We start from the raw sequence: 16,577 nt of genomic DNA on the forward strand, positions 1-16,577 counted from the left end.
TAATAAAGGAGCTCCTTTATGGCACTTGATTTTACAGTAAATAAAAATGATTTTCTTAATAATATTAACAGTCTTCAAAATATAACTAGTAAAAAAGGTACGTTAGCTATTATTTCAAACATTTTAATAGAATCAACTGTTGGGGGAATTTTTCTTACAGCCACAGATCTAGAGGTGGGTTTACGCCTATTTGTCTTGGCTGAAGTAAAGACAGATGGTTCTATAACTCTACCTTCGAAGAAAATTTTCGAGATTGTGAGGGAATCAGGTTCTGACAATATTTCCATTGAAGAAAAAGAAAATAGTTGGGTAATAATAAAAGCCGGATTAAGTACTTATAATCTAGCCGGTATGCCGAGTTATGAATTTCCGGAGTTTCCAGAGTATAAGCAGGATAATTTTCTATCTATAGAATCTCATTACTTTCTTGAACTAATAGAAAAGAGTATTTTTTCCATAGCCAATGAACAAGAGAATATTTATTCACTGACTTCTGTTCTTTTTGAAAAAGAAAGGATTGATAATAAAAGTTTTCTAAGAATGATTTCCTCTGATGGACATAGATTGTCAATTATGCAAAAAGAGGTTTTTGTAGATATTGATAAATTGAAAATCAATGATATTACACTTATTCCCAAAAAAGGTTTACAAGAGTGGAAAAAATTTTGTGAAAACAGAGATAATATTGAAATTTCGTTTGAGAAAAAACAACTCGTCATCCGTGACAGTAATGCTATATTAATAGTGCGTCTAAAGGGTGGAGAATTTCCTCAATATTCTACAATCGTAAACGCAGTAGAGTTAACAAATTGTCTAAAAATTAAAAGAACTTTATTTTTAGATTCTTTAAAAAGAATTAATATTTTTACAGAGGATATTTTTCATACAATTCAATTGAATATTGAAAAAGGGAAAATGATTCTATCCTCGCAAAATGCAGATTTAGGAAACGCCAAAGACGAATTGGATATTGAATACGACGGAGAGCCATTAACTTTGGGATTCAATTGTCGATATTTCATAGAAACGCTACAGGTTATGGATTGTGAAATTGTTGAAGCATATATTAATTCTAACAGTAGTCCATGTCTTATGAAATCATTTGAGGATGCAGGTTTTATTAGTATTATAATGCCAATGCAACTTTAGTAGAAAAAATTTAATACTAAAAAAGGTATATCTGTGACAGAAAATAGTAATAGCTACGGCGCAGAACAAATTCAGGTTTTAGATGGTCTTGAGGCTGTAAGAAAAAGACCTTCTATGTATATTGGAAACACCTCAGGCGAGGGTTTACATCATCTTATTTGGGAAATTGTTGATAACAGTATTGATGAAGCCCTTGCTGGACACTGCAACAATATTGGAGTCTATATTCATGAAGGTGACATTATTTCAGTTGAAGATGACGGAAGAGGTATCCCCGTTGATAAACACCCGACTGAAAATATGACAGCACTCGAACTGGTTATGACAACGCTGCATGCAGGCGGTAAGTTTGATCATTCTAGTTATAAAGTATCAGGAGGTTTACACGGAGTTGGTGTTTCAGTAGTTAATGCCTTGTCAATTGAATTAAAAGCAGAAATAAAACGAAATGGGAAAATATATAGACAGAGATATGAAAAAGGATCAAAAGTTAGCGATCTTGAAATAATAGGAGATAGTGATAAAACTGGGACAAAAATTACCTTTAAAGCTGATTCGGAAATTTTTACAGAAACAACAGTTTATGATTATGAGACTGTCAAAGGAAGATTAAGAGAATTAAGCTATCTAAATAAAGGTTTATCAATATATCTAAAAGATGAAAGAAGTGGGCAAGAGGATAGGTTTTTTGCGTCTGGAGGAATTGTTTCATATGTAGAGTATCTAAATAGGAATAGGACGCCTATTTTCGATCAACCTATTTTAATCTCGGGGGCCAAGGATGGTGTTGAAGTTGAGGTGGCTTTGCAGCATTTTGATGGATATTCCGAGAGGCTTTTTTCATTTGTTAATAATATAAATACACGTGAAGGTGGCAGTCATGTAGCTGGTTTCAGGTCAGCATTAACTAAATGTATTAATAAATATGCAAACGATGATTTAATTCCAAAAAATCTTAAGGAAAAAATGGGTGGAGATGATGTTCGTGAAGGACTTACTTGCATTATTTCTGTTCGTGTTCCAAATCCGCAATTTGAAGGTCAGACTAAAACAAAACTCGGAAATAGCGAAGTTAAATCAATTGTTGAATCAATTTGTACTGATAAATTGACTTTTTTTCTTGAGCAAAATCCAGTAATTGCTAAAAAAATATTAGCTAAAGTTGTTGATGCGGCAAGAGCCAGGGAAGCTGCAAAAAGAGCGAGAGATTTATCACGAAAAAAGGGGTCAACTAGTTTGCTGATGGCAGGCAAATTAGCCGAGTGCCAAGAAAAAGATCCGTCAAAAAGAGAAATATTTATAGTAGAGGGAGATTCAGCTGGAGGTTCGGCTAAACAAGGAAGGGATAGGTCTAATCAAGCTATTCTTCCTCTTCGGGGGAAAATTCTTAACGTTGAAAAAGCTCGTTTTGATAGAATTTTATCCAGTGAGGAAATAAAAAATCTAATAGGCGCTTTAGGATGTGGAATAGGTAAGGATGAGTTTGATTTAGAAAAGCTTCGGTACCATAAAATAATAATAATGACTGATGCCGATGTAGATGGTGCACACATAAGAACTCTCCTTTTGACATTTTTCTACAGACAGATGTTGCCGTTAGTTGAACAAGGGTTCATTTACATAGGGCAGCCACCCCTTTATAGGCTTGGTAAGGGTAAAAAAGAAAATTATTTTCAGGATGAAAGTCAACTCGATAAATTTCTTTTTAAGCAAGCAAGCGAGTTGTTAAAAATTTCTATTGTTGGAAAGGAAGGATTTTTTCTTGATGAAGATCTTTTTATCGATCTTCTAGAAAAATTAAGCAAATATCAACGTATAGTTGCATTTTTAAATCGCATAAATATTTGGGAAGAGATGCTTTTTTTTCTCTTAGAAAATGAAATTAGATCGGCTGATCAGTTTAAGGACGAGACTTTTGTAAAAAATCTTAGAGAAAAACTTCCATCAGATAAGCTTGTTATCGGACCGGTTAAAGTTTGTCGCTGGAGACCTGAGTGTTACGAAGTAGATGTGACTTTACGTGGTAAACTTGAAGTAGCAATGATTTTAGGGCCACATATACCACTGATCAATGAGTATCGAAGCGCACTAGTACTTTTTAGATCAATTAAAGAATATCTTCACTCAAAGTACATTGTTGCCTACTCTGCTAAAGGAAGCATAGAAAAAGAAATTATAGCTGATGATTGGGGTAAAATGTTGAAAATTGTCAGAGATGAGTCCTTTAAAGGAAGTCATCTTCAGAGATATAAAGGATTGGGGGAAATGAATCCTGAACAACTATGGGATACCACAATGAACCCTCAAAATAGAACATTATCTCAAGTAACAATAGATGACGCAGAACAAGCTGACGATATTTTTACCACTTTGATGGGTGATAAAGTTGAGCCTCGAAGGGATTTTATACAGACACATGCTTTAGAAATTACAGAATTAGATGTCTGATGATAAAGAGAAAAGTGGTGTAATATAATATCTGCTCAAAAAGAGTTGAATATATTGATTTAAGAGTTTTTAAAAATTTCCTTAATTATATTTCCCTTATTATATGAATACAGAGATTGAGAGTAATAAAGAGATTTTTCAAGCCGTCTCTATAGAGAAAGAGATGAAGAAGTCGTATCTCGAATATGCAATGAGTGTAATTGTTGGGAGGGCTTTACCAGATGTACGAGATGGTTTGAAACCTGTTCATAGAAGAGCTTTGTTTGCCATGCGCGAACTAGGTGTTCATTATAACAGGCCGTATGTAAAGTCAGCAAGAATAGTCGGTGATGTGATTGGTAAATATCATCCACATGGTGATACTGCTGCCTATTATACCATTGTTCGTATGGCGCAGAATTTTTCTATGCGATACCCCCTTGTAGACGGACAGGGTAACTTCGGATCTCTAGATGGAGACTCTCCTGCGGCTATGCGCTACACCGAAGCGCGAATGACGAAGATTGATAGGGAAATTGTAGAGGATCTAGACAGGGAAACTGTTGATTGGACACCAAATTACGATAATTCGCTTCTTGAGCCGTCGGTAATGCCCAGTAAAATTCCCAATCTTTTAATAAATGGGTCATCGGGAATAGCTGTGGGTATGGCAACAAATATACCTCCTCATAATCTTGTAGAGGTAATTAATGCGCTTATTGCTTTAATAAATAATCCCAATCTAACAGTAGGCCAAATTATATCCATTGTTTCTGGGCCAGATTTTCCCACAGGGGGTCAAGTTTGCGGTAGAGCTGGTATAAGGGAAGCTTACGAAACAGGGAAAGGGGTTATTTTAGTAAGAGCTAAGACCCATATTGAAAAACTAAAGGATGGTAAAAGGGAAGCAATAGTAATTACAGAAATTCCTTACCAAATAAACAAGGCTGCACTCGTTGAAAAAATTGCAGAATTGGTGAAAGACAAAAAAATTAATTCAATTTACGAAGTACGAGATGAGTCCGACAGACATGGTTTACGAGTAGTCATAGAGTTAAAGAAAGATGAAAATTCTGATGTTGTAATTAATCAGCTTTTCACTATGACACAAATGCAAAAATCTTTTGGTATCATCCTTTTAGCTATTGTTAATAATCGCCCAGAGACACTGAATATTAAACAAATTCTTGAGCATTTTATTCTTCATCGAAAGGTTATTGTTTTCAGACGCACTACTTTTGAACTTAAGAAAGCCGAAGAAAAGGCCCATATTCTGCAAGGATTGAATGTTGCCGTTAACAATATAGATGACATTGTTAATTTAATTAAAAGTTCGATAAATCCAAGTGAAGCAAAAAGGGAGTTGTCCAGGATTTATGAATTGAGTGATATACAAGCGCAAACAATTCTTGATATGCGGTTACAAAGATTGACAGGACTTGAAAGGGATAAGATTGTACAGGATTATAAAGATGTTTTACTAGAAATTGATCGTTTAAAAGAGATTTTAAATGATGAATCTTTGATTATGAATATTATCAAAAGTGAATTTGAAGACGTTATCTTGCAATACGGGGATGAGAGAAGGACTGAAATTGTTGATGCTATAGACGAAATTCTGCCAGAGGATCTTATTGCTCCAGAAGACATGGCGGTAACTGTAACCCATTCTGGTTACATAAAAAGAAACCCTGTGTCTCTTTATAGAGCTCAACACCGTGGTGGTAAAGGTGTAACAGCGGTAAAAAACATTGAAGAGGATTTTGTTTCAAATCTTTATGTGGCTTCAACTCTTGACACGTTTTTGTTCTTTACAAATCATGGAAAAGTTTTTTGGCGTAAGGTTTATCAGCTGCCTCTCGCAAGCAGGACTGCCAGAGGGAAGGCGATAGTGAATTTATTGAATCTTGCCGATGATGAAAAACTTGCTGCAATTCTCTCAATAAAAAATTTCGAAGACGAAAATAACGAAAAGAGTCTTCTCATGGTCACAAAATATGGGAGAATTAAAAAAACTAGCATTCAGGAGTTTGCTAAACCATTAAGAAAAGGGAAAAGAGCGTTAACAATAAATGAAGGTGATGAGATTATTGCAGCTCATGTTTTGAACGGCTCCGATACAATTCTTCTTGTTACCCAAAAAGGAATGTGTATTCATTTTGAAGAATCAGACATTCGTATTATGGGAAGGACAGCAGCAGGTGTTCGAGGAATTACCCTTGCAGATAACGATTTTGTTGTAAGTGCTATTGTAATTAATAGCAATGATTCAATTTTGATAACAACCGAGAACGGTTTTGGAAAGAGAAGTCCTGTTGAGGAGTATAGGATTCAACGAAGAGGAGGGAAGGGCGTAACCGGAATAAAGAGAAGTTCAAGGAACGGAAACGTTATTGCCGCTAAACAAGTGAATGATGAAGAGCAAGTCATACTGATAGCTGATTCTGGTAAAATGATACGAATGGATCTAACTTCAGTTCGAGTTATAGGTCGGAGTACTCAGGGTGTTAAACTTATTAATCTTGAAGAAAACGAAAAAGTTGTCGATATGGATAGTGTGGCAAAGGATAGAAGCGACGAATTTGATCCTGAGAACGATGATAGTATAAGTGAAATAGATTTGAATAGCGATCAAGCCTCTGATCAGGAAGAGTAATTCTATTACTGTTGCGGTTGTTGGTTCAGCGCCATGCTGGCTGCATTAGTTGTGATGTTGTCTAGAAACAGGCACAGCGTTCGTCTGTTTGGACATAGCTAAGATTATGTAAAAACAATAAAAACCAACCGAGAAAACCTGAAGTATCTACCCGGCTTTCAGTTTGATGATCGCCTAGAACCTTTAGGTGATGTAAAAGTTGCCATAGAAGATGCTAAAAATTGTCGTTATGGCAGTTCCATAGGAACTATGATGGAATCCTGCGATCTTTGTAGAAATTACCAAGTAGGATCAAATTATTTTTTAGGCATCCAATAACCAACTACAATCTAGTGTTCGACATTCAATGTGCGTCCAATTAAAAAGTAAATGTTACATTTTAGGGTTAGTTTTTAATCTGCATATGGGATTTCTGTAGTAAAAGAATGGTTGGTTTGTAGCAAGGCAAGGGTTAATGTTTAGCTGAAATTGTAAAAGAAATGAGTATGGTTGCGGAGGGTTAATACAAAAAAATCTGTTTATGTTTTGGCCGATAAATTTCAAATTGATATGCCAATAACAGAACAGGTAAATAAGATCTTTATAAAGGAAAACAGTTAAAAATAACGGTCCGAGATTTATAAAAAGGAGATTAAAAAAACTGAATAAATTTCAAAAGCAAAATCTGTAAATAGTTTTTTATCTCTCGCATAGAAAGCTCGGAAAAGCAGATACAAACAACTCAATAAACAGATTAAAGAAGAAATAAAAGTAATACATTCCTTAAAGTGGTTTGTAGCTGTATCACTTCAAAACCCAGCAGGGAAATACCCTGCTGAAGTTCATACAACAGTTTCCCGGTTTTCAGAGCTACCATAAATATTCCACTCACATTCTCCTACAGGAACAAAGCCCTTGTCTTGTAAAATAATATCGAGTGGCGATAATCGAAGGGCGATAATATCGGAATTTGGAATATTCAAAATAGCAGAGTAGCTTGCGGTGAGGAGATATCTGTTACATTTGTCACAGGTAAAAGCTGAGTCTTCTTTTTGTCCTTCAATATAAAAATAGTTTGTATTTTCCGGATTTTCATATTCACAGTAAGGACATGTAAGGCGAGAAAAAAGCCAAGATTGTCCACAATCAGGGCAATGAAGGTGGCGTTGTCCATTGTCTCCAAGAATTGCAAGATGAGGGAAACTGCCACAGACTGGGCAGTATCCTTTTTTCCAGGAATGATTCAACAGCTCTGCTTTAGCAGATTGAGCTTTTTTACTTAGAATTAGGTGGGAAAGAGTTCTTAAAAATAGATATAACGAAATCGAGGAAATATTAAGTTTTGTAGCTAACTCCTCAATATGATGATCACTATTTTGTTTTTCAATGAAAATACCAGAGAAACATTTAAAGGTTCCTTCTTTAGAGAAATAAAGAGAAAGTTTATCCATGTCCGCTGCAGATTTTTGAAATCCAAGACGAATTGCTTTGGTTGCAGACAGACTTGCACTTTCCCAGGGATCTTCAGCAGAAAAGATTGGATTTTGTCGGCAAAGAGGTACACCCTCAGTGAAGCGTAGTGGATCAAGAGAAATATTGGGCAGAATAGAGGTATTTTCTGAGAGCCAACGTTTTTTTTCAAGAAAAATAGGACCAAAGGCTTTAAGCAAACTTTCCAGATGAGGGTGAGTTTCACGAAGAAGTTGCAGTTCATTCGCAAGGATTTCCGCTTCCGTTGTTTCGACAGTCATGGTGTTTACCTTATTTATTACTTTGTCTATTTGTTATAAACGAAAGATATGTGGTGGACATATGAGTGAGATAGGGATTCAGATATCCCCAAAGTCCTTAATAAAATGTACAGTTTTGTATACAAAGAAAATGGTCTGATATGTAATAAATCAGACCATTTTCTTTTTGTTACTTCAATCACTCGTCGTTAGCGATAGGTATTACTTTTTCTCGCTATAAACAACTAATGTTCCATCTTTTTCCATTTCTTTTAGCCATTTTGGATGTTGTTTTTTCACCCAGCCTCTTGTTACCCAGCCTGTGAACATAGCCGGTGCCGAACCAGGGGCTCCAATTGTTACAAGGTACAAATGAACAAAGAAGAAGGCAAAAATTACAACAAAGCCAAGAGCGTGAAAAACATACATCAAGCGCAATGTGTCAACTGTAAATCCGTCTGGGAACCATATGATTAAACCGCTTGCGACCATTACTGCGCCAAAGAGAGCTACAGCTAAAAAAAACATCTTTTGGCCTGGGTTGTATTTCCCGACCTCTGGCATATTTTCTACATGCCAGAGATACCCACCGGCTGCCATTATCCATTGAATATCTTCAGGAAATGAGAAAAGGCCAGCTTCTTTCCACCACATAAGAATGGTGAGAACTAAACTCAGACCAAAGAAAATTCCACCATAATTATGGAGAATCTTTAAGTTTTCCATACCTCCAACTAGTGTTCCTAAGACATTCAATGAATGGTACATCATTCCCATTCCTGTAACACACAAAAAAAGACAGGAAAGGGCAACACACCAATGCACCACCCTTTCAAAGGGCCCGGTGGCCTTGATCATTCCTTTTCTCATGACTGTTTCCCTCCTTCACATGTAGATTCTTCATCAGGGTTCTTGGGTCCGTGGGTGATATAATGGAGGAAAGATCCAGCCACAACACCACCAGCGGCGATTAGAGCCGCCGGTTTCAAAATATCCTTCCAAACCATGATAGAAGTTGGCACCTGAGGATCTATTGGCAGATTGTCATAAACTTCCGGTTTTTCTGTCAAGACATAGACAACATGTGTTCCATTAACAAATTTATCACCGTAGACATTAGCATCACCACCTAATTGTTTTGCCCTCTTGTGAGCCTTAGCAAGAATTGAGTCACGATCGCCGATAGTGATGGCATTTGTTGGGCAGGAAAGAACACATGCAGGAGGCTGGTTTTCTTGAAGTCGTGTATAGCAGAGATCGCATTTGCTAACCCTATTGGTAGCTTCGTTCAGTTTCGGAATGCCGAAAGGACAAGCCGGGATACAAGCTTTACAACCAATACACTTCTGGGCTTTCAAACCAACACTCCCAAATTCCGTATGATATAAGGCCTGGGTTGGACAAACTTTGACGCAAGCTGCATCGGTACAATGCATACAACCGTCTTTTCTGAACAGCCATTTTACGATACCTTTATCCTCTATCTCCTGGAAACGTATAAGTGTCCAAGTATTCCACTGAAGGTCCGGTGGATTTTGGTAACTCCCGAAGTTATTTGTCTTGGAGGCCGGTTGCTCGTTCCACTGTTTGCAGGCAACCTGACAGCCTCGACAAGCTGTACAACGTGAGAGATCGATCAGTTTTATTAGTTCCTGTTTCATCTTTCCACCCCCTTAAGCCTTACTGATGTTGACCATGAATGCCTTATACTCAGGACAGAAAGTATTGGCATCACCCACAGAGGGTGTCAGGTAGTTGACCGATGCATCGGCAGCCCCTTCCGGCCATCGCCAGCCATAGTTAAAAGGAATACCAACTTCATGAACGGTCTTACCTTCAACCTGCATTGGCTTGAGGCGTTTTGTAACCATTGCCACCACTTTTATTTCCCCTCTTATTGAGGATACTTTTACCTTTTCCCCATTTTTAATGGAGAGTTTTTGGGCAAGCGCCTCACTTATCTCCATATAGGCCTCAGGCTGCAACTCAAGGAGCCATGGTTGCCACCTGGTGAAGCCGGAACACCAGTGCTCAGTACAGGAGTATGTGGTGCAAACATAAGGAAATTTATCATCTGCATTGGCGACCTTGTCGACATCGGCTTTGAAGATAGCGATGGTTGGATTTACCAGCTGAGGCGAGAAGGGATTTTTTGCCAGTGGGCCCTCAAGGGGCTCATAATGTTCTGGGAAAGGACCTTCAACCATGCCAGGTCCGAATATTGCTCCAACACCGTCCGCCTTCATAATGAACGGGAATTTGCCTTTCTCTTTGTCGGCAAGAGGAGGCCATGGTCCATCGGCAACATCACCTACCCATTTATCACCAACCCATTCAAGAAGCTTGCGTTTAGGATTATAGGGTTTACCTTCAAGGTCGCATGATGCTCGATTGTAAATAATTCTGCGGTTAAGCGGCCAGGCGTACGACCAGTCTGCGAAAAGGCCAAGACCTGTGGGATCGTCTTTGCCCCTCTTCATCATTTTGTTTGCCCCTTTTTGCTCAAAGCTGCCAGCCATAAGCCAGTTGCCGCTGGAGGTGGAGCCATCCGCCATAAGTTTACCAAAGGTCGGGACTAATTCACCTTTTAGATTAACCTCTTTTGGAGACTTGCCTGTTGGATCTTCTATGGTAAGGTCTCTCGTGTAATGGCCATTAATAATCTGTGAGGCCTTACGGACGTTGAAGTTGCCGAACGCGTCCCTGTAATCCCACTTGAGGTTTAGAATGGCCTCAGGAAATGTGCCACCCTCTTTTTTGTATAGGTCACGGATAGCATCGATGATACGCATTGTTATATCACCGTCGGAGAGGCAGTCACCAGGTGGATTTACTGCTTTGTAGCGCCACTGAACCCAACGGCCGGAGTTACTTTGACTGCCTTCTTTTTCCATGCTGGCAGCTGCAGGAAGGAGAAATACCTCTGTATCGACAGATTTTGGATCAACACCCGGAGCTTTCCAGAAGGAGGATGTCTCACTGTCGAAGATATTGACATTTACCATCCACTTCAGTTTTGCAAGACCTTTACGAACCTTATTCGAGTTTGGTGAGCTGACAGCGATATTACTACCATAAGCAAAAAAACCTTTGAGTTTACCAGCGTACATGGCATCGATGGTGTGCAAAGTTGAATAATGTTTGCCGTCGTCTAACTTGGGTAACCAAGAGTAACCAAATTCATTTTCCGGATTTGCCTTGTCGCCCCACATAGCCTTAAGGAAACTGACAACATACTTGGGATAATTCTGGTACCAGTTGGCAGATTGTGGATCGGTTGATTTAGAGGTGTACTTATCGAGATATTTTTGCAAGGTATCTATTGATCCACTTGGCATCTTAAGATAACCCGGAAGGATGTTGTAGAGGATAGCATGATCGGTTGATCCTTGAACGTTAGGTTCGCTGCGCAGAGCATTGATTCCTCCACCGCAGATACCCATGTTACCGAGAAGCAGCTGGATAATCGACATAGTTCTGATTATTTGGCTACCGGTAGTGTGATGTGTCCAGCCTAGTGCATAACATTCGGTGCCAGCTTTGTCCCTCGCTCCGGTTGCACCGTATTCATTGTAAACCTTGAGGAGATTCTCCTTAGTAACGCCGGTAATTGATGAAACGGCATCAAGGGTGTATCGTTCATAATGCTTCTTCAACATCTGGTAGACGCAACGAGGGTCCTTGAGGGTATAATCCCTAACCGGTATTCCTTTTTCGTCCTTAATGGTCGTCCAGGTGTCTTTCTTGTAGGATCTCTTCGCAGCGTCATAACCTGTAAAAAGGCCATCTTTAAACTCATAGTCCGGGCTGACTATCTGTGAAGCATTGGTATAATATTTAACGTATTCGTCATGGATAAGGTTGTTATCGATAATATGTTTGATCATTCCCCCCAGAAACGCGATATCTGTTCCTGAGCGAAGAGGGACATGGAAATCAGATCTTGCTGATGTACGTGTAAATCGCGGATCGACGTGAATAATCTTTGCGCCGCGATCCTTGGCGCGCATGATCCATTTAAATGCGATTGGATGATTTTCAGCGGCGTTACTACCCATGATAAGGATACAATCACTGTTTGCCAAATCAGTGTAATGATTGGTCATTGAACCACGTCCGAACGACTCTCCCAGAGCCGCAACAGATGGGCTGTGTCAGACGCGAGCCTGGTGATCGATATTGACGAGACCCAATGCCCTGCAAGCTACGCTGAGGGTCCAACACTCCTCGTTACCGATATTAGAGGAACCGTAATGACCGATACTCTCGAGCCGATTTACAACCTCGCCTTTTTCATTTTTCGTTATAAAATCTGCATCGCGAGTGTCTTTCACAAGACGGGCAATTCTTTGAAAAGTCCAATTCCAGTCTTTCTCTTCCCATTTATCACTTTTAGGGGCTCGGTAGAGAACCTTTCGAAGACGATTTTTATTAACCTCAGTAAGACCAAAAAGACCTGCACCTTTCGCGCAAAGCGATCCTTCATTAATAGGATGGTCGGGATCGCCTTCGATGTTGAAGATTTTTCCGGTAAGCCTATCGGTGCTGCAAATGAGTCCGCAACCGACTGAACAGTAGCAGCAGATAGTTGTTGACTGTTTTGCCGTCCTGATTCGGTCCATTTTACCGAGTTCGGCAGCATGGGCGTTCAAGGCGGTCAAATCCAGCCCGAGCGAAGACAGGGCTACCCCTGATCCGATCGCTCCGGACATGGAAAGAAATCTCCTCCTGGTAATTTTCATACGCTCTCCTTAAGATGAGGTTAATGAATGACCCGTGGATTGTACCACGGATTAATTAATGAGAAATGTGCTGTAATACTAGATATATTCAACTGTCGCTGCCCATATATCAAATATGATCTAACAACAAACGAGAAAAAGTTTTTTTATTCCTTATGACGAAATATCAGCTGGATAGAGATTACTTTGGATGCCTTTTGTAGAGTACGAAAGGATGTATAGCACTCTCGCTTTTCCATACAACAAAATTCCTTTAGATAGCAAAAAACAACCTATACGCACATGTTATTGATATCTAAAGCATTTTGTGTAGGTAAAACTATTACTAGGATGTAGGTCAAAGGACTACAATGGTTTAAGGATTAGGTTTACGTTGAGAAGCTTTTGAGGTTCTAACTGCAGAGAGATTTCTTGGTTATAATAGTGTTAGACTTTGCAGAAATGTTTTGAGCAAACCCTGAATACATATCTTCAACATACTTTGCCGAAAAAAAGACATTAAAAAGGTGATGAAAATGACAAAAGGATTCCGATCGAATTATTTTGATTTAGACGAGGCGAAGGATAGATAGCTTCGACGTATGTTTATTAGCGGGAGGATTTGGTGCAGCAATTTAGTTTTAAATAGAGACAGATAACGAATTTGGAATGGCAAATCAGGTTAAGATCGATTGGCATTTTTTATAACAATTGAACATCCGTGATCAAGGTAGACTTTAAGGCAAAGCCTTGCAAGAAAAAGCGAAGTGACCCTGGAGATCATATTTTAACCTGACTACCCACAATCTTTCAGTTTAGCCCATTTGAACAGCCGCATGGGTGTGGTTACGGCTTTCACAGCAATATAACTGAAGCGGGCGACTTTGTATTTCATGTCGTACCACCGGTTAAATCGGTAGTAAAACTCAGTAAGGTAGCGCGGAAAATGCTTTTTATTGATCGCGTGAAAAGAACAATGCAAGGAGTAATTTCACATTACTAATAATCGTGTTTATCTATCTGAATTTGGATATTTCAACGTTTTGGGTACCAACACCGGTATCTATGGCAATATGCTCATGGCCGCTCTCTTGAAAAGGGGTGAAACATTCAAGACTATCTGTGACCACATTTCTTTTTAGAGTCAGATGTTTTGATCCCAGTCTTTGATCGCCTATTTGGAAAATGCAGTCACTTGGTTTGAAGCGAATGGCGAGTTGATCACCTTTTTCACCTATAGATACAGCTGCGAGAAAGGGATTTTTTCCGATAGCCGCTCTTCCTCGCTTGCCATAACGTTTTTTACCTCGACAGTAGGCCTCGTCGATCTTGATGTTCACATCACGAGGTTTGCTATCATCACTCTCTTAAATAGTCTGCTGTATTTTATGCTTGGGCAACTGAGCTGCGTTAAATGAAACACAGATTGTACGTTTGAGGATCAGTTTCGATATAACGATTTTTGATCTGGTAGTTAGATAGCAGAGAACCAAGTAGTCAGCGAGAGGTTTGTGGAAGAAAAAATTATTCCTGCGGTGATAGATCTGAGATCGTCACCTGTTACATTGGAAAAGATCCCTGGTTTTTAAGCAGACAACACTTTGTATGACCACATGAAAGGAAACGAAACCTTTTTGCCACCCCAAACCAATCAGGGCTTTGTAACATTGGTTTTCCATTCCGAATTGTGATAAGAAACTTTGCAAACCGAGATCTAGCTGAAATTGAATTTCGTTTTTATAAATGGTGGCCACCTTTTATGTAAAGATTGGAGGTAGCTTACCGGGAGGATGGCTATTACAGAACGAACACCCTCCGGAAAAATTTGGTTTAGCTTTGAATGTGTTCAGTAAAGAATTAACCATGTCGATTGTTGTGATGCTTTTGGATTGGATACTGTTAAAGACGAACCTGTACCTAGAAGCAAATTTCAATCAAATCTTCACAGCCTGTTGATGATCTAGGCTTAAAAAGTTTACAAAAGTCCGAGAGAAGTCCTTACTTGAATAAAAAAGTAATGAGATCTCAAAACAATGATTAGCATGAATTCTATTTGATGTTGTCGTAAAGACGATCTTAATCTAGAAAAGATGCTGGACGATTGGGAGGTTTCTTCTAGCTATTGTTGCCCCAGTGTATCTCTTGGTGGGAAAAAAACCCATGGAGGTGCTTAAGATGAAATTGGCATTCTGATTAATAATGCAGCTATTTTCGTTTTTCGAACAGTAGGAAGTTCATCCTTGTTAAAAAACGAAAATAGCCAAAAATCTAAAAAATTATAAATCGAGTTGTTAAAGCTACAAATTGATGATCATAATTAGCTGTTATCTAAAATGTAATGCAGCCCGATGGATTTTTTTCTTGTTAGTGCTGCATCAATTATTAAAGAAGCGATTAATGAAATGTTCCTCAATTCAAGCATATTTGGGGTTAGTTTGTATTTTAAAATAATTGAATCAATCTCTCTTCTCACATCTTCAATTCGCTGTTTTGCAACCAAGAGTCTCGATGTTTTTCTTACAATTCCTACATAATTCCACATTGTTCGACGAATTATATCCCAATTATGATTTATTAGGATTTCCTCATCGATCTGCTCTTTAAAACTCTCCGGAAAAGATTTGTTAAAAGCAAGGTTACCAATCTCATTCTTTTCCCATTCACTGTTGATTTTACAAAACTGGAAAGCATTTTCAGAAAATACAAGGGCCTCAAGAAGCGAATTGCTTGCTAATCTGTTGCCTCCATGCAAACCAGTACAAGATGTTTCTCCGAGAGCAAATAAATTTTCAATATTTGTTCTTCCAGAGGAGTCAACCTTTACCCCTCCACACATATAATGTGCCGCTGGAACTACGGGAATTGGATCTGTAGTCAGATCTATCCCCAACGAAATACATTTAGAATAAATATTTGGAAATCTGTTTTTAAGGAAATCCTTGTCTTTGTGGCTTATGTCTAAATATACACATTCAGCCCCTGATGTTTTCATCTCTTTATCAATAGCCCTAGCAACCTTATCTCTTGTGGCAAGCTCCATTTCTTTCGGTTCATAATTTTTCATAAACCTCTCGCCTGATTTGTTCTTTAGGAATGCTCCTTCCCCCCTTACCGCCTCAGAGATAAGAAAATTTTTTGCTTTGTGATGAAAAAGGCAGGTTGGATGGAACTGCACAAACTCCATATTAATAATGCTAGCACCTGCTCGATGTGCCATCGCAACACCATCGCCAGTAGCTATGTCTGGATTGCTAGTGTACAAATAGACTTTTCCTGCACCACCCGTACAGAGAAGGGTGTTTTTAGCAAAAATATGAATAAACTCTCCTCTTTCGTTTATTACACTAGCACCAACACACCTTTTTTCACCATTTTGCCCAAAAGTAGTCAGCAAATCCACGCTCATGTGATTTTCTAGAATTTTAATATTTCGGCGCTTTGCTGCGCTATCAACGAGCGCTCTCTCTATCTCTTTCCCTGTTAAATCGTATGAGTGAGCAACCCTCCTTCTCGAGTGACCACCCTCCCGCCCTAAACTTAGTTCCCCATCGGTTTTTCGCACAAAATCGACACCAATTCGAATAAGTTCCTCTACTCTCGCAGGTCCATTCTCAACTACCATTCGAACCACCTGCTGATCACAGAGACCAGCTCCAGCTTCAAGAGTATCACGAATATGTTCGTCGAACGAATCGTCTTTGCTCATTACTGCAGCAACGCCTCCTTGGGCAAGATTTGTTGCACTGTCAATTTCACCTTTTTTGGTAATGACACAGACACTTCCAAGGTCTGCCGCTTTCAAGGAGAAAGATAAACCTGCTATTCCGCTGCCAATAACCAGAAAATCCGTTTCCATTACTCAACTCCGTAAAAATTGTTTCACGTGAAACATAGGGTTTAAAATTGCGCCACAAG

At 38.9% G+C, this 16,577-nt stretch carries 9 protein-coding genes; 3 read left to right on the plus strand and 6 right to left on the minus strand.

The window, feature by feature from the left end; genetic code table 11:
* Positions 1–18 precede the first annotated feature (18 nt).
* From dnaN to gyrA, 3 genes are all read left to right on the plus strand, one after another.
* The gene (dnaN, locus tag OEL83_00010; protein ID MDK9705406.1) at positions 19–1,149 is read left to right on the plus strand and encodes a DNA polymerase III subunit beta; all 1,131 of its coding nucleotides are present in this window, start codon (positions 19–21) and stop codon (positions 1,147–1,149) included.
* Between the two features lie 33 nt (positions 1,150–1,182).
* Positions 1,183–3,597, plus strand: coding sequence for a DNA topoisomerase (ATP-hydrolyzing) subunit B (gene gyrB / locus OEL83_00015; protein MDK9705407.1), 2,415 nt, complete (start codon positions 1,183–1,185; stop codon positions 3,595–3,597).
* A 103-nt stretch (positions 3,598–3,700) separates the two neighbouring features.
* Positions 3,701–6,232: a DNA gyrase subunit A gene (gene gyrA / locus OEL83_00020; GenBank protein ID MDK9705408.1), complete on the plus strand. Its 2,532-nt coding sequence runs from the start codon at positions 3,701–3,703 to the stop codon at positions 6,230–6,232.
* Positions 6,233–7,053: 821 nt separating this feature from the next.
* Here gyrA and OEL83_00025 read toward each other — a convergent pair.
* From OEL83_00025 to nadB, 6 genes are all read right to left on the minus strand, one after another.
* Positions 7,054–7,962, minus strand: a complete 909-nt coding sequence (locus tag OEL83_00025) for a formate dehydrogenase accessory protein FdhE (GenBank protein MDK9705409.1) — start codon at positions 7,960–7,962, stop codon at positions 7,054–7,056.
* Positions 7,963–8,163: 201 nt separating this feature from the next.
* On the minus strand, positions 8,164–8,811 hold the full coding sequence (locus OEL83_00030; protein MDK9705410.1) for a formate dehydrogenase subunit gamma: 648 nt from the start codon (positions 8,809–8,811) through the stop codon (positions 8,164–8,166).
* Positions 8,808–9,602: a 4Fe-4S dicluster domain-containing protein gene (locus OEL83_00035; GenBank protein ID MDK9705411.1), complete on the minus strand. Its 795-nt coding sequence runs from the start codon at positions 9,600–9,602 to the stop codon at positions 8,808–8,810. The genes OEL83_00030 and OEL83_00035 overlap by 4 nt, the downstream gene beginning before the upstream one ends.
* A 12-nt stretch (positions 9,603–9,614) precedes the next feature.
* A complete protein-coding gene (fdnG, locus tag OEL83_00040) occupies positions 9,615–12,683 on the minus strand; it encodes a formate dehydrogenase-N subunit alpha (GenBank protein MDK9705412.1) in 3,069 nt (1,022 codons plus the stop codon).
* 995 nt (positions 12,684–13,678) lie between these two features.
* The gene (locus tag OEL83_00045) at positions 13,679–14,002 is read right to left on the minus strand and encodes a hypothetical protein (GenBank protein ID MDK9705413.1); all 324 of its coding nucleotides are present in this window, start codon (positions 14,000–14,002) and stop codon (positions 13,679–13,681) included.
* A gap of 977 nt (positions 14,003–14,979) precedes the next feature.
* Positions 14,980–16,518 (minus strand): L-aspartate oxidase, encoded by a 1,539-nt coding sequence (gene nadB, locus OEL83_00050; GenBank protein MDK9705414.1) that lies wholly within the window; start codon positions 16,516–16,518, stop codon positions 14,980–14,982.
* Positions 16,519–16,577: the final 59 nt, after the last annotated feature.

Origin of the sequence: Desulforhopalus sp., assembly GCA_030247675.1 — a bacterium.
Taxonomy (GTDB): Bacteria; Desulfobacterota; Desulfobulbia; order Desulfobulbales; family Desulfocapsaceae; genus Desulforhopalus_A.

Excerpts from the sequence above, each read along its gene's own strand:
- gyrA (MDK9705408.1), top strand. The coding sequence starts at position 3,701 with ATGAATACAGAGATTGAGAGTAATAAAGAGATTTTTCAAGCCGTCTCT.
- nadB (MDK9705414.1), bottom strand. The coding sequence starts at position 16,518 with ATGGAAACGGATTTTCTGGTTATTGGCAGCGGAATAGCAGGTTTATCT.
- dnaN (MDK9705406.1), top strand. The coding sequence starts at position 19 with ATGGCACTTGATTTTACAGTAAATAAAAATGATTTTCTTAATAATATT.
- OEL83_00025 (MDK9705409.1), bottom strand. The coding sequence starts at position 7,962 with ATGACTGTCGAAACAACGGAAGCGGAAATCCTTGCGAATGAACTGCAA.
- OEL83_00030 (MDK9705410.1), bottom strand. The coding sequence starts at position 8,811 with ATGAGAAAAGGAATGATCAAGGCCACCGGGCCCTTTGAAAGGGTGGTG.
- OEL83_00035 (MDK9705411.1), bottom strand. The coding sequence starts at position 9,602 with ATGAAACAGGAACTAATAAAACTGATCGATCTCTCACGTTGTACAGCT.